This is a genomic window from Acinetobacter sp. FB (genome assembly GCF_056033405.1).
Window position 1 is genome coordinate 2,243,896 of record NZ_CM148502.1, and the last position, 14,304, is coordinate 2,258,199.

The 14,304-nt window shown below is 36.7% G+C and carries 12 protein-coding genes; 10 read left to right on the forward strand and 2 right to left on the reverse strand.

The features are described from left to right. The first annotated feature begins 837 nt into the window (after positions 1-837). From AC0JIQ_RS10655 to AC0JIQ_RS10665, 3 genes are all read left to right on the forward strand, one after another. Positions 838-1,839, forward strand: a complete 1,002-nt coding sequence (locus AC0JIQ_RS10655; protein WP_474201629.1) for an AraC family transcriptional regulator — start codon at positions 838-840, stop codon at positions 1,837-1,839. A gap of 97 nt (positions 1,840-1,936) precedes the next feature. Next, positions 1,937-2,560, forward strand: a complete 624-nt coding sequence (locus AC0JIQ_RS10660) for a sterol desaturase family protein (protein WP_474201630.1) — start codon at positions 1,937-1,939, stop codon at positions 2,558-2,560. Positions 2,561-2,693: 133 nt separating this feature from the next. Then, the gene (locus AC0JIQ_RS10665; RefSeq protein ID WP_474201631.1) at positions 2,694-4,142 is read left to right on the forward strand and encodes a hypothetical protein; all 1,449 of its coding nucleotides are present in this window, start codon (positions 2,694-2,696) and stop codon (positions 4,140-4,142) included. 65 nt (positions 4,143-4,207) lie between these two features. Here AC0JIQ_RS10665 and AC0JIQ_RS10670 read toward each other — a convergent pair whose 3' ends face one another. Further along, entirely contained in the window at positions 4,208-4,540 is a 333-nt protein-coding gene (locus tag AC0JIQ_RS10670) for a DMT family transporter (protein WP_474201632.1), read from the reverse strand. A gap of 102 nt (positions 4,541-4,642) precedes the next feature. After that, complete coding sequence (mnmG, locus tag AC0JIQ_RS10675) at positions 4,643-6,523, reverse strand: tRNA uridine-5-carboxymethylaminomethyl(34) synthesis enzyme MnmG (RefSeq protein ID WP_346511109.1); 1,881 nt, start codon at positions 6,521-6,523, stop codon at positions 4,643-4,645. A 252-nt stretch (positions 6,524-6,775) separates the two neighbouring features. On the opposite strand from mnmG, the gene AC0JIQ_RS10680 reads away from it, so the two are divergent. The 7 genes from AC0JIQ_RS10680 (at position 6,776) to AC0JIQ_RS10710 (ending at position 14,244) form a co-directional block, all read left to right on the forward strand. Then, the gene (locus tag AC0JIQ_RS10680; protein ID WP_474201633.1) at positions 6,776-7,090 is read left to right on the forward strand and encodes a hypothetical protein; all 315 of its coding nucleotides are present in this window, start codon (positions 6,776-6,778) and stop codon (positions 7,088-7,090) included. Positions 7,091-7,290: 200 nt separating this feature from the next. Beyond that, on the forward strand, positions 7,291-8,196 hold the full coding sequence (prmA, locus tag AC0JIQ_RS10685) for a 50S ribosomal protein L11 methyltransferase (RefSeq protein WP_050041886.1): 906 nt from the start codon (positions 7,291-7,293) through the stop codon (positions 8,194-8,196). Between the two features lie 14 nt (positions 8,197-8,210). Continuing rightward, positions 8,211-9,074, forward strand: coding sequence for a DUF3426 domain-containing protein (locus tag AC0JIQ_RS10690; RefSeq protein ID WP_250748475.1), 864 nt, complete (start codon positions 8,211-8,213; stop codon positions 9,072-9,074). A gap of 375 nt (positions 9,075-9,449) precedes the next feature. Further along, the gene (fis, locus tag AC0JIQ_RS10695) at positions 9,450-9,719 is read left to right on the forward strand and encodes a DNA-binding transcriptional regulator Fis (RefSeq protein WP_001086304.1); all 270 of its coding nucleotides are present in this window, start codon (positions 9,450-9,452) and stop codon (positions 9,717-9,719) included. Positions 9,720-9,799: 80 nt separating this feature from the next. Beyond that, positions 9,800-11,374, forward strand: a complete 1,575-nt coding sequence (gene purH / locus AC0JIQ_RS10700; protein WP_474201634.1) for a bifunctional phosphoribosylaminoimidazolecarboxamide formyltransferase/IMP cyclohydrolase — start codon at positions 9,800-9,802, stop codon at positions 11,372-11,374. 106 nt (positions 11,375-11,480) lie between these two features. Then, the gene (gene purD, locus AC0JIQ_RS10705) at positions 11,481-12,767 is read left to right on the forward strand and encodes a phosphoribosylamine--glycine ligase (RefSeq protein ID WP_474201635.1); all 1,287 of its coding nucleotides are present in this window, start codon (positions 11,481-11,483) and stop codon (positions 12,765-12,767) included. 601 nt (positions 12,768-13,368) lie between these two features. After that, the gene (locus tag AC0JIQ_RS10710; RefSeq protein WP_474201636.1) at positions 13,369-14,244 is read left to right on the forward strand and encodes a MetQ/NlpA family ABC transporter substrate-binding protein; all 876 of its coding nucleotides are present in this window, start codon (positions 13,369-13,371) and stop codon (positions 14,242-14,244) included. Positions 14,245-14,304 lie beyond the last annotated feature (60 nt).

The following is a 14,304-nucleotide window of genomic DNA, read 5'->3' on the forward strand; positions in this document are numbered from 1 at the left end:
CATCATAAGCAATAAACTTTCATTCTTTTTACGTGGACAAAAATAAAAAAACAATTACTCATGAATGAAGAATTGATCGAGGTCTTTACGAAATATAAGATTAACCAGTTTGGCATTTCACCGTACAATAGCAATCTAGGCGAATACTATACAGGGAATGAAAAAATACGCAGCCTACGTTTACTATGTAACCTGTCTAGTCTAAAAACTCATGCTAGATTTATTTAAAGCCAATTCCTTTCTAAGGCTAATTAAGTAAATAGAAAGTGCCATCAATAACAGAAAAAATACTCCGAATACACTAAAACCAGTTAATCTTAAATGAAACAAAGTATACTCTTCGGTAATATATTCATGTAAAGAAATTTCCCTCATAAATAATGGGATAAACCAACGAATAAAATAAAAATACGGTGGAAATATCGTAAAAATAATATAAAAGATCGTTGGTAAAGCCAAGTACTTACGGACTTTTCTTAAGTACAGAACCAAACATAAAAAATAAAATATAGAGAGAAAGAATGGGTCTCCATAAAGAGTATTCGCAAAAGCAGGCAAAAATAAAATAATCCATGCAATACACATCATAAATTTAGACTTTGCGAAATAGCTTAATAATCTGCTCATTCATCATCCCTCTATGAGGCATTATAAAATAAAAACAGATACTTAAATCTTTTATGGGGGTAAAATCCTAGACACCATTAACTAGGTTTGAGATTTTCTCAGCCTGTAAGAACGAGTTTAAGTATCTTCCCTTTTAGATTTAAACTCAATGCATTTCTATCTTGAAAAGAACAGCGTATATTGTTTTAAAACGTTAAGTTACTTTGTTTTATGACTTCAAAGAAAACCAGTGATGCAGGTATTTTTTTATGGATGGTTTATCAAACCATGCAGAAGATGAATTTAGATGCCGCAGCCATTTTTGCTAGTGTGCATTTACCAGATCAACCTCCAGACAAATTCGTTCGCCGCGATAACTCAACTCAATCGCGTTTTTGGCAAGCAGCAGCAGAAATTAGTCAAGATTCAGATATTGGTTTGCATGTAGGTTCGAATGTGCCTGCATTTCGCGGACAAGTAATTGAATACCTTTTTTTAAGTAGCCCAACCTTTGGGGATGGTTTGAAACGAACCATTCGATACCAAGCATTATTGACAGACGCAATGTCATTTAAGCTTTTATCCAAAAATGAAACGACTGCAATTATTTCTGGTCTTAACCATCCAATTCGACATTATTTAGAATGTGCGATTGGAATTTTACTCAATTTTTTTAAATATATGAGTGAAAATGCTTTTGTCCCGATTGAAATTGGTTTGCCATATCTTGATGGTGCAACACAAGAAGAATATTTTAAAACATGGGGTTGTCCTGTCAAACTCGGACAAATCGACGGTTATATTGAATTTAATAATGACTTATTAAGAAAATCTTCTCCTGCCTACGAACCTGAATTATTAAAAATCCATGAACACCATGCAAAATCACAACTTGAACTCCTCAATAAGCACAAACTCATAGAACAAATAGAAAAAATTCTGGCGAGTGGTTTATTAGAATCAGGTGAATTTGACCAGAATAGCGTTCCTAAACATTTAAATCGGAGCGCTCGCAGCTTAAGAGCCGATTTACATTTACTTAATACCACTTACGAAAAAGTCATTGCGGGTTATCGTGAACGTTTAGCAAGACGTTTATTGTCTCAGACACAAGAGAATATTGATCAAATTGTTTACTTAACAGGATTTTCTGAACCCTCAGCCTTTTCTAGAGCATTTAAACGTTGGACTGGGGAAACACCAACAGCTTATCGTCAAAGAAAACAAAAATAATTTGATTTAATAGGCAGATTAAAACTGTCAGAGCGGTCAAAACATTTCCTTTTTATTTTTCTAAAATTCAATGCATGTTTTATTCGGTATATTCAACATGATTGGTTTCCCTGTAGGTATCTTTGTTGCAAATGGTATGGAATGGTATTTTCATAGAGTTTGGTTACATGAATTTCCAAGTAAAAATAGAAATAGTCCTTTTTTTACTCATATTGCTCACCATAAGCGTGCTCGTTTGAATAACTTTCATGACCAAGGTTATGCAGAATCCATGTTTAAAAATGGTGAAATGTATAATGAAAAATCAGCACTTATCGGTCTAGCAGCGGCATCAACTATTTTTCTGCCTGTTGCCCCCTTCTTTACTGCTGGTTTGTATTACGGCATTTGGAACTATTGGAAAGTTCATGCCAAATCACACTTAGATCCAGAATATGCAAAAAAACGGATTCCATGGCATTATGATCATCACATGACCAGCAACCAAAATGCGAATTGGTGTGTCACTAAACCTTGGTTCGATTATATTATGGGAACACGTGTTTTAACTGATGTATCGCACACAGAAACAAATCCTCTAGCCATCAAAATGCCATTATGGTTAGAAAAAAAAGTGAATCGTGTTGCTCACCGTGTATTACCTAAAGCCTATGCAAAAATTGATGCGAATACTCAACTAGATCAGCAGAATTTAAAACAAGGGATTGAAATTGCTTTATAAATTTTATTTTATTGAAGATAAACAAGCCTAATCGCTACGATTAGGCTTTAAAAATTATTAATTTGGGAGCTTTTAAACACAATAATAAATCGATATTATTCTGCTACAAAATAATCCTAGTAGAAAACTAACAATGTTAAATATTAAATCGAGTGTCGCTGTCTTAACTACATCATTAATACTATCTGCTTGTGGTAGTGATAATCATCAATCTAAAGAAAATAATTCGACTAGCCCTGCAACCTTCGCAACAGAGTTTAAAAGTGATTTAACTTTACAAAAAGATTCAGAACCAGTCATTAAGATTGTGGGAAGAGCGAGCAATCAAGATGATAATATAAATGCTTATTCAGTTACACACCACTTTGATCGTGGTAGCTCATCTATCATTTTAAGTTATAATTTTGATAAAAGTGATATAAGCAAAACTTTACACATTAATTATGATCCTATTTTAAAGAAGGTATTGAGTGTTTCTATTGGGAAAACTTACCTAACCAAACTTAATATTAATTCATCGAATGACAACTCTCTCGCTTGTTCAGATTCTATTCTTTTTGAAGTATGCAATAATATCAATGTGAAATTTGATGAAAAGACTGGTAATAGTGAAATTAATTTTGAAAATCTAAAACTATCAAATACAGCTCCTATAACAATAACTCCAGTGATGCCTCGGGATGGCATTCAATTACCACCAATAACTAAAAGTTATACTTATTTATCAGGTAAAATATCAGGTTCATTATCTACCCCAGCTCAAACATTTGAAAATATTAGAAAAACAAGCCAAATTAATATATCTGCAAACCAAAAAACAATTTCTCCTTCAGATGCTATTTATGATCCAGAAGCAAAAGAGATTTTATTCAGTTCCTATGCAGATAATTGGATTGATTCAGGTTTAAAACTAACCAACTTCACGACTTCAATTGAAAATACAATTACGAAATATGCTTTGGTTGAAGCTGAGACCTTACATGGCTTTACAGGTGCTTGTATGCCTTTTGTCGTGAACACCCCAATTAAAGATGTTGCATCAATTCAAGCCAGTGAAAATGCCAATGATATTAGCCTAAAATTCAATCAATCTATTTATCAAGATAATACCATTCCTCCTTTACTTTCAAACATTTCAATTCAGCAACCGTGTGCAACCACATTTATACAATTGGATGGTGTGGTTAAAGTTAACAAGCCACTGACCCAATTCCAAATTACACCAACATTTAAAAATGGGGAAAATAGAACCTTTATCCAACCTGCATTATATTTTGAAGTTATCAACCATAACCAACAAAAGTTTGGAAATAATGCAATTCAGATAGAACTTAAAAATAACAAGATCGAGAAGATAAATTTTAAAGACTTCTTAGTAGGCGTTGATTTAAGTACGGGTTCATTAAAACGTTTTGAATATAACTTTACTTGTGACACCGTTCAATCTTGTCAAGGTATAAGCTACAGTCCAAAAGATAATCAACTTAAATTTAGCAATACGACTTTATTCTATCGAGGTGAACACCCTGAATTAAATAAGGATATTCATATTAATGGTATATTTGACTTCGCAGGGCGTTAATTCAGACTGGTAAAATTTAATTAAAAAGCCGAGCCAATAATAGCTCGGTTTTTATTATAATAGAATTAATGTGAACTACTTTTCGACAATAAGTTTAAGATCAGTACACCACTCATAATTAGTAAAATCCCAAGAATTCCCCAAACATCTAACTTTTGATCAAATACAAACCATGCCACGGTGGTAATCAAAACAATTCCAACACCCGACCATACCGCATAAGCAATACCAACGGGAATTGTTTTCAATGTGAGAGATAAACAATAAAATGCAATCATATAACCGAGTACAACAACAATAGATGCAATCGGCTTAGTAAACCCTTCACTACTTTTTAAAGCAGAAGTAGCAATCACTTCAGCAACAATTGCAATAAATAAAATGAGCCAATTCTTCATTCAATTTCCCATAGATAAATGGTTAAGAACAAAATCATAAAAATTAAAAAAATACCCTCTTATAATAAGAGGGTATTTTTAAAACGTAACTTTATACAAGAATTATGCTGATTTCTTCGCCATATTGTTTTTACGAATGGTGATCATCAATAATTGTACTGCTGCGGGAGTCACACCTGGGATGCGACTAGCTTGTGCCAAAGTTTCTGGACGAACCGTTTTTAACTTCAAGGTAATTTCACGTGATAGACCTGAAATTCCATCATATTCAAAATCAGCAGGAATTCGGGTTTCTTCTAGACGTTTCAATTGTGCAACATCTTCATGCTGACGATTAATATAGCCTTCGTATTTCACCGCAATTTCGATTTGCTCACCCACTTGCTCTGAAACTTCAGAACCCGTTAATTCTGCAATTTGACTGAAATTGATATTTGGACGTTTCAGTAAATCAATCGCACTACATTCTTTACTAAGATCAGCACCCGTCATTTCAACGAATTTTTTACCCATTAGATTGTTTGGCGCAGCCCACAAATGTTGTAAACGAGAAGTTTCGCGCTCAACCGCTTCCATTTTTTCGCTATATGCAGCCCAACGTTCATCATCCACTAGGCCAAGCTCACGACCAATAGATGTTAAACGTTGATCAGCATTGTCTTCACGCAACATCAAACGATATTCCGCGCGTGAGGTAAACATACGGTACGGCTCTTTAGTGCCAAGTGTAATCAAATCGTCAACCAATACGCCCATGTAAGCTTGATCACGTTTTGGTGTCCACTCTTCTTGTTCCCACGCACGGCGTGCAGCATTCAAACCAGCAAGCAAGCCCTGTGCACCCGCTTCTTCATAACCCGTGGTACCGTTGATTTGACCAGCAAAGTACAGATTTTGAATCGCTTTGGTTTCAAGTGTAAATTTCAATGCTTGTGGATTGAAATAGTCATATTCGATCGCATAGCCCGGACGCAAGATATGCGCATTTTCCATACCACGGATCGAACGAACTAAATTGAACTGTACGTCAAACGGTAATGATGTTGAAATGCCATTTGGATAAAGTTCATGGGTATCCAAGCCTTCTGGCTCCAAGAACACTTGATGTGAATCTTTATCAGCAAAACGGTGAATTTTATCTTCAATTGATGGGCAATAACGCGGGCCTACACCTTCAATTACACCCGTATACATAGGTGAACGATCTAGACCACCACGAATAATTTCATGGGTTTTTTCGCTTGTATGGGTAATATAGCAATTCACCTGTTCAGGATGCATAGATGCATCACCCATAAATGACATTACAGGCGATGGGAAATCACCTGGCTGCGGCGTCATAACAGAGAAATCAACAGTACGGGCATCAATACGTGGCGGCGTACCTGTTTTTAAACGACCTACTGGCAAGTTAAGTTCACGCAAACGATGAGCTAATGCAATTGACGGTGGATCGCCCGCACGACCACCACTTGAGTTTTGTAGACCAACGTGGATCACACCGCCCAAGAAAGTACCTGTCGTCAATACCACAGTTTTGGTATCAAAACGGATGCCCATTTGGGTTACAACGCCTTTAACTGTGTCGCCTTCAACAATCAAATCATCCGCAGCTTGTTGGAAAATATCCAGATTCGCTTGATTTTCTAAAGTATCACGAATTGCAGCTTTATAACGAACACGGTCAGCCTGTGCACGTGTTGCACGTACAGCCGCACCTTTACGAGAATTTAGAATACGGAACTGAATACCACCTTTATCCGCAGCAAGTGCCATTGCACCACCTAGTGCATCGATCTCGCGGACAAGGTGTGATTTACCAATACCACCGATTGCAGGGTTACAGCTCATCTGCCCCAAAGTTTCAATATTATGCGTCAACAATAATGTTTGTCTTCCCATACGAGCAGCAGCAAGCGCCGCTTCCGTACCAGCGTGACCGCCACCAATTACGATAACGTCGTAAACTTTAGGATAGTGCATAGTGGTAAATGTGTATTCAAAAAATGACAGAGTATTATACAGGATTTTTCATATTAAGTTGACAAAAACCGTCAATATTCTTATTCACTAGAAATCAATGATCTGTATACAAAACACACAAAAAAGAAACCTTCTGTTGCATTTTTCTTCAATGGTTAACAAAGCGCCACACAATCATTAACCTGATCACCACTGTTTTATTGAATGAATTTCTTATTCTAATTAATGCATAAAATACTTTAGGAAAATGATATGAACAAAAAGCTTTTAATTTCATCGTTTCTTTGTAGCCTATGTTTAGCTTTAACTGCGCAAGTAAATGCTAAATCGACTGTTGATGCTCAAGCTCAAAAGTATCAACAAGTTTGTAAAAGTAAAAAACAAGGTGATATGGTTTCTTTTGCTTATAAAGGTGTTGTTTATAATGGCACATGTGAACCGAATGAAGCTGGAAAACTAGCATTCCAGCCACCGATGCCTGCTAACAACGCGACACCTGAAACTCAAAGCAAAATTTCAGAAACTCAGTCCGCACCTCGTCCAGTAAGTTCAGTACAAACACCATAGATTTGTGCAAATAGGAAATTTATAAATATTTAAAATGATAAAAGAATGTGACCTAAGCGCATTCTTTTATCGTATTTGATGTGATCAACACACTAAATTCAAAAAAAAGATCTTAAAATTGTAATCTGCCTATTTTATAATCCCTTTAGGCAAGCTGAATCTATTACAATAACCCCAAATACATTTACTTAGGTTTTCCTGTGAACTGGCTACAAATTCATATTACCGTTGATCAAGATCAAGTTGAGCTTACTGAAACACTCCTTCTCTCTCTAGGTGCTGTGAGCGTAACTTTAGATGATGCTGAAGATCAGGCACTTCTTGAACCATTACCGGGTGAAACGCCATTATGGAATAAAGTTATTGTTACTGGAATCTATCAACAAGAAGAAGATGATCCTATCGATGTTGATACCTTAGAAGCTTTCCTCAAGGCGCAACTTCCTAACGTTCCGATGCGTCATGAATATTTAGAAAATCAAGTATGGGAACGCGCATGGATGGACTATTACGAACCAATCCAAATTGGCGAGAAATACTGGATCGTACCTGAGTGGTTAGAACCACCTGAAGCTGATGCAACAAATATTAAACTTGATCCAGGTCTTGCTTTTGGTACAGGTAACCATGCCAGCACTTTCTTGTGCCTACAGTGGTTGGGTAAAACCGATGTAAAAGATAAAATCGTCATTGACTACGGCTGTGGCTCGGGCATTTTAGGCGTTGCAGCTTTACTGCTTGGTGCTAAAAAAGTTTATGCCACTGATATCGATCCTCAAGCAGTATTGGCTACAAAACAAAATGCAGAATTAAATGGTGTACTTGAGCGTCTTTATGTAGGATTACCTGAAGAGTTTGAGCAAGAATTCAAACAACAACAAGCGGACATACTTGTCGCGAATATTTTAGCGGCGCCGCTAATGGCACTTGCGCCTGAATTCTCAACTTTATTGAAAAATGAGGGTGAATTCGCACTTGCTGGTGTAATCGAAGAGCAAGTTGCTGATGTTTCTAGTGTTTACTCTGAGTTTTTTGATATATTACAGATCGAAAAACGTGAAGAGAACTGGTGTCGCATCTCAGGAAAACGTAAAACAACAATTTGAGAAATTTGTTCCTTATGAGTGAAAAACAAACCCGCTGCCCTAAATGCTCAACCGTGTATAAAGTAACCCTTTCACAACTTAGCGTTGCACAGGGCATGGTTTGTTGCCCAAAATGTATCATTAATTTTAATGCATTAACGAATCTAATCGATTCTGAAACGGCTGACACAACCCTAACACCACCAAATCGTTCATTATTTTCTTCGATTCAACCCGATAGTTCTTTTGCTGAGAAGCAAATGCAAATTTTGAGTATTTTTGATCAGAAAATTGAGAACTCAAATATTGATTTATTGACTTATTTAAATAATTTAAATTACTTTAATACTGAACCTGTTACGGCATTGCCTAATTTGAACTTATCAGAAGATAACTTATTAATCGACCATGAACAAAATCATAAACAACATGGCTGGCTTTATTACACATTATGGGGATTAGGCAATATTGCATTAATTCTAGTTTTTGCTTTTCAGATTTTATGGTTCAATCCAAAACTCATGCATGATAGTCCAGCATTGAATCGCATCTTTAACTATGCCTGCAATGTAGTAACGTGCAAAATAAAGAATGAACAATATAAATTTCTTAGTTTTGAAAAAGTAAAAATTAAACGTGTAGGAAAAGATGAAACAAGCTTCACGGGTGTATTAGTAAACCGTCACAAAGATAGTCTTGTGATCCCCTCTATTAAAGTGATTCTAAAAGAAAATGGAGAAGTCATCACCGATATCACGCTAAAGCCACAAGATTATTTAGTGGATAGCTTAAAAAGCATCCAAAGAATCCCAACGAATAGCCCTTTTCGATTCGAATTTACAGTACCAAAGAGTAAAAATAGCTTCGATGATTATAGTTTAGAAATTGTACAACCTTAAAAGCGTAAAAAAATGACAAAAAAATAAAAAAAAGTGCAGTTAATTTGCTCACTTTTTCGCAGACAGTGGTATGATACGCGCCACGAATGCTTAACCCACTTACTCCTCGTTATTTATAGACAATAAAATCGTTAAACGAACTGTGCTTCTAACACATAAGCGCATTGTTGGTTTTTTTGTTTTTGAAAGTAGGCTGTAACAAATATTTAACTATTGTTACGCTTATTTTTTACACAAATTGAGGATTTGTGGCAAGCTAATAGTCCCTTTGTTTTAGAGTCACTGTTTTAGGATCTAAAACAGGACTCAGTAATTTAGACCACATTTACATATCACTTTATCCAAGTGGTATTTTGATTTTTCGGATTAACACGCATGAATAGCAAATCTCCTATTTTTACGGCTCAATCTGATGTCGCTCTTCGCATCCATGTAGATCGCGCAGTTCGTCATTATTTTGCACAATTGCAAGGTGAGCAACCATCTCAAGTTTATGACATGGTTTTAGCAGAAATGGAGAAACCTCTTTTATCTGTGGTCTTAGAATACACTCGTGGCAATCAAACGCGCGCTGCTGAGATTTTAGGCCTTAACCGCGGAACTTTACGTAAAAAGTTAAAAGCTCACGGTTTAATGAGTGAATAATTGATAAAATGCTCACGTTCTCGTGGGCATTTTTTTTGCCTTTGTTTTAATCTGTAGACTTCAAACTGTTGACTAGAATCATGACTATCAAACGTGCTTTAATCTCTGTTTCCGACAAAACTGGAATCGTTGAATTTGCTCAAAACCTTGCTGGATTAGGGGTAGAAATTTTATCTACGGGCGGTACATATAAGTTGCTTAAAGACAACAATATCGCTGTAGTAGAAGTTTCTGAACATACAGGTTTTCCTGAAATGATGGATGGTCGTGTTAAGACACTACATCCAAAAATTCATGGTGGTATCTTGGCACGTCGTGGTCTAGACGAAACTGTGATGCAAGAACACAATATCGATGCCATTGATCTTGTCGTAGTAAACCTTTATCCATTTGCTGCAACAGTTGCTAAACCAAACTGCTCACTAGGTGATGCGATTGAGAACATCGACATTGGTGGTCCAACAATGGTGCGTGCAGCAGCGAAAAACCATGCTTCTGTGGGTATTATTGTAAATGCTTCTGACTATGATTTAGTCGTTGCTGAATTAAAAAATCATGGTGCACTTTCTTACGAGACTCGTTTCGACTTAGCAGTAAAAGCGTTTGAGCACACAGCACAATATGATGGCATGATTGCATCTTATCTTGGTGCTCGTGTTGGCAAAGCTGAGGGTGAAGCAGATTTATTTCCTCGCACGTTTAACACCCAACTTAATAAAGCTCAAGATTTGCGGTATGGTGAGAACCCTCATCAAAATGCAGCATTCTATGTTGAAGCAAATGCGAAAGAAGCATCAGTTTCAACTGCGAAACAATTACAAGGCAAAGAATTGTCTTATAACAATATTGCAGATACAGATGCAGCACTTGAGTGTGTTAAATCATTTGCAAAACCTGCTTGTGTCATCGTTAAACATGCAAACCCATGTGGTGTTGCAGTTTCATTAGATGGTATCCAAGCAGCTTATGATCTTGCTTATGCAACTGATCCTGAATCTGCGTTTGGTGGCATCATTGCATTCAACCGTGAATTAGATGTTGCAACTGCACAAGCCATTGTGGATCGCCAATTTGTTGAAGTGATTATTGCACCAAGTATTGCTGAAGGCGTACTTGAAGTTACTGGCGCGAAAAAGAATGTCCGCGTGTTAGTGTGTGGTGAACTTCCTGCAATCGATGCACGTACCGCTCAACTTGACTATAAACGCGTGAATGGTGGTTTGTTAGTTCAAGATCAAGACTTAGGTATGATCACCAAAGATGATCTAAAAGTAGTAACTAAGCGTGCACCAACTGAACAAGAAATTGATGATCTTATCTTTGCTTGGAAAGTAGCAAAATATGTGAAATCAAATGCGATTGTTTATGCTAAAAATCGTCAAACGATTGGTGTAGGCGCTGGTCAAATGAGCCGCGTAAATTCTGCTCGTATTGCTGCGATCAAAGCTGAACATGCTGGCTTAGTGGTTGAAGGTGCGGTCATGGCATCTGATGCATTCTTCCCATTCCGTGATGGTATTGATAATGCGGCTAAAGCTGGCATTAAATGTATTATCCAACCGGGTGGTTCTATGCGTGATGAAGAAACAATTGCAGCCGCTGATGAAGCTGGTATTGCAATGGTGTTCACGGGTATGCGTCACTTCCGTCATTAATACCCCTAAGTCCCTCTTTCGTGCGACACCTAAATCGCATCCTAGGGGGACTTTTTTATTCTGAACAGGTATATTCTTAAATACGGAAAAAGGAAATAACTTAATAATGAATATTTTAGTTTTGGGTAGCGGTGGCCGTGAACATGCACTTGCATGGAAAATCGCACAAGATTCAAAAGTAACACAAGTTTTTGTTGCGCCAGGTAATGCAGGCACAGCAACTGAAGATAAGTGTCAAAACGTTGACATCGATATTTTAAATAATCCTGCCATTATCGAATTTGCAAAGGCAAATGATGTGGCATTGGTTATTGTTGGTCCTGAAGCACCTTTAGTCAATGGTGTGGTTGATGCAGCACGTGAAGCAGGTTTAAAAATCTGGGGGCCGACCCAGTACGCTGCACAGCTTGAAGGTTCTAAAGCATTCGCTAAACATTTTTTAAAACGTCATAACATCCCTACAGCATTTTATGATGTATTTACTGAAGTTGATGCTGCAAAAGCTTATATCGAACAGCATGGCGCACCAATCGTAATCAAAGCGGATGGCTTAGCGGCAGGTAAAGGTGTAATCGTTGCAATGACCAACGAAGAAGCTTTTGCTGCGATAGACGATATGCTTGCAGGCAACAAGTTTGGTGACGCTGGTTCACGTGTTGTCATCGAACAATTTCTTGCAGGTGAAGAAGCAAGCTTCATTTGTATGATTGATGGCAACAACATTTTACCGATGGCAACTTCACAAGACCATAAACGTATTTTTGAAGGCGACCAAGGTCCAAATACTGGTGGTATGGGTGCTTACTCTCCTGCTCCAGTTGTTACACCAGAAGTATTTGAACGTGTAATGAATGAAGTCATGCGCCCTACAGTTGATGGTATGGCAGCTGATGGTCATGTTTACACAGGTTTCTTATATGCTGGTTTAATGATTGATGAACAAGGTCAACCTCGTGTTATTGAATTTAATTGTCGTTTCGGTGATCCAGAAACACAACCGATTATGATGCGCTTAAAATCATCTTTGGTTGATTTGGTTGAAGCGGGTATTGCTGGTAATTTACCAAGCGAAGCTGAGTGGGATGAACGTAAATCAATCGGTATTGTACTTGCAGCTGGGGGATACCCTGATACTGTACGTAAAGGTGATGTGATTTCTGGTATCGGACAATCTCCTGAAGATACTAAGATCTTCCATGCAGGTACGGCAACGACAGAAGATGGCCATATCATCACAGCTGGTGGTCGCGTTCTTTGTGTAACAGCATTAGGTGATACAGTACTTGAAGCACAGATCAATGCTTTAGAAGTATGTGGTCAAGTGACATTTACAGGTATGCAGTATCGTAGTGATATTGGTTACCGTGCAATCGCTCGCGAAAAAGCTGAATAAGCCTTATCACGATGAAAGGAAGCCTTCTTCGGAAGGCTTTTTTATTCACAAATAGTGCATAAATCAAGCATCTATATTCATTATATAAATAACAAATTCAGAAAAATATATATTCAATTTAAAGTAAACCATTTGCAATCTGTATTCAGAAAAATTCATAAAACTATCATTCATTTATATTTACTTAGAACATAATTTTTCTTAAATAATCATACCGTTAGACTTTGAAGTATCTAGCATAACTACTATAACAAGATCTAAATTATTGGTATGATTGGTAAACTAATAGATGAATTGTTAACTATAGTTAAGATTCTTTTTGATTATTATCATATATTTAGAATATTAATTTTAAATTATGACATTTCATCTACCTCAAGATTTAGCGTAAGAATAATTTGGTTGGCTCTTCTTCTTAATCTAGTAGTATTAGAGTAGAACATGAACAATCATCTATTTTTCGATGTTGTAAAACGTCTTAGGTTCAAAATCTAAAATAATTTTGAATGATGATGCCAATTTACAACATACAAAACGATTGCGATTCCTGATGCTAGAGAAATGAAGATTTTCTCGGCATTGTTCCGACTAGGATTTATACATGAAAAAGCTGATTAGCCTTTTTTTAAGTGTATCTGTGTTATTACTTGCAGCATGCAGTAAACAGCCTGATACCGCATCTACTGAGCAAAAAGCAAATGCTGGTGGATTACAAACTGTTGTTATGGCATCTACTGGCTCAGATGCTGATATTTGGCGTTATATTGCAACTTTACCTGAAACCAAAGCCGCAGGTATTAAGCTTGAAGTCAAAAACTTCACTGACTATGTTGCAATGAATACAGCTGTTGCTAATAAAGAAGTTGATATTAATGCCTTCCAATCTTACGCTTACCTTGTTGCTTTTAATGCGGCAAATAAAGATAAGATTGCACCTGTTTCAACGACTTATTTAGAACCGATGGGTATTTACTCAAGCAAAGTAAAAAAAGTTGAAGAATTTGCTCAAGGCGCAACCATTGCAATCCCAAATGACGGCGCAAATGAATCACGTGCATTGTTACTTTTACAAAGCGCAGGTTTAATCAAATTAAAAGCTGATTTCGATCCAGTGAAAGGCACGCCTGCTGACATTATCGAAAATAGTAAAAAAATCGTAATCAAACCAATTCAAATGGCGACAGCTGTACGTGTAAAAGACGAAGTTGATGCGATTTTATTAGGTAATACCTTGGCTTTAGAAGGTGGTTTGAACGTTCTTAAAGATGCAATCTATTACGAACCAATTGATCAAAGTACTAAATTAAATGTCAATGTTTTAGCAACTGCTGAATCTCGTAAAGACGATGCAATACTACAAAAAGTCGGTGCGCTTTATCATACAGAAGCTGTGAAAAAGTATGTACAAGAACATTTTGCAGGTACAAAAGTTGATGTAAACAAACCGACAAGCTATCTCACTGAAGCAAAATCGTAATATAATATTTTCAATGAAACAGGCAAAGATATTTGCCTGTTTTTTCTTTTTTGCTTAGTA

Excerpts from the sequence above, each read along its gene's own strand:
- AC0JIQ_RS10665 (WP_474201631.1), top strand. The coding sequence starts at position 2,694 with ATGTTAAATATTAAATCGAGTGTCGCTGTCTTAACTACATCATTAATA.
- AC0JIQ_RS10655 (WP_474201629.1), top strand. The coding sequence starts at position 838 with ATGACTTCAAAGAAAACCAGTGATGCAGGTATTTTTTTATGGATGGTT.
- mnmG (WP_346511109.1), bottom strand. The coding sequence starts at position 6,523 with ATGCACTATCCTAAAGTTTACGACGTTATCGTAATTGGTGGCGGTCAC.
- AC0JIQ_RS10690 (WP_250748475.1), top strand. The coding sequence starts at position 8,211 with ATGAGTGAAAAACAAACCCGCTGCCCTAAATGCTCAACCGTGTATAAA.
- AC0JIQ_RS10680 (WP_474201633.1), top strand. The coding sequence starts at position 6,776 with ATGAACAAAAAGCTTTTAATTTCATCGTTTCTTTGTAGCCTATGTTTA.
- purD (WP_474201635.1), top strand. The coding sequence starts at position 11,481 with ATGAATATTTTAGTTTTGGGTAGCGGTGGCCGTGAACATGCACTTGCA.
- AC0JIQ_RS10710 (WP_474201636.1), top strand. The coding sequence starts at position 13,369 with ATGAAAAAGCTGATTAGCCTTTTTTTAAGTGTATCTGTGTTATTACTT.
- AC0JIQ_RS10670 (WP_474201632.1), bottom strand. The coding sequence starts at position 4,540 with ATGAAGAATTGGCTCATTTTATTTATTGCAATTGTTGCTGAAGTGATT.
- AC0JIQ_RS10660 (WP_474201630.1), top strand. The coding sequence starts at position 1,937 with ATGATTGGTTTCCCTGTAGGTATCTTTGTTGCAAATGGTATGGAATGG.
- fis (WP_001086304.1), top strand. The coding sequence starts at position 9,450 with ATGAATAGCAAATCTCCTATTTTTACGGCTCAATCTGATGTCGCTCTT.
- purH (WP_474201634.1), top strand. The coding sequence starts at position 9,800 with ATGACTATCAAACGTGCTTTAATCTCTGTTTCCGACAAAACTGGAATC.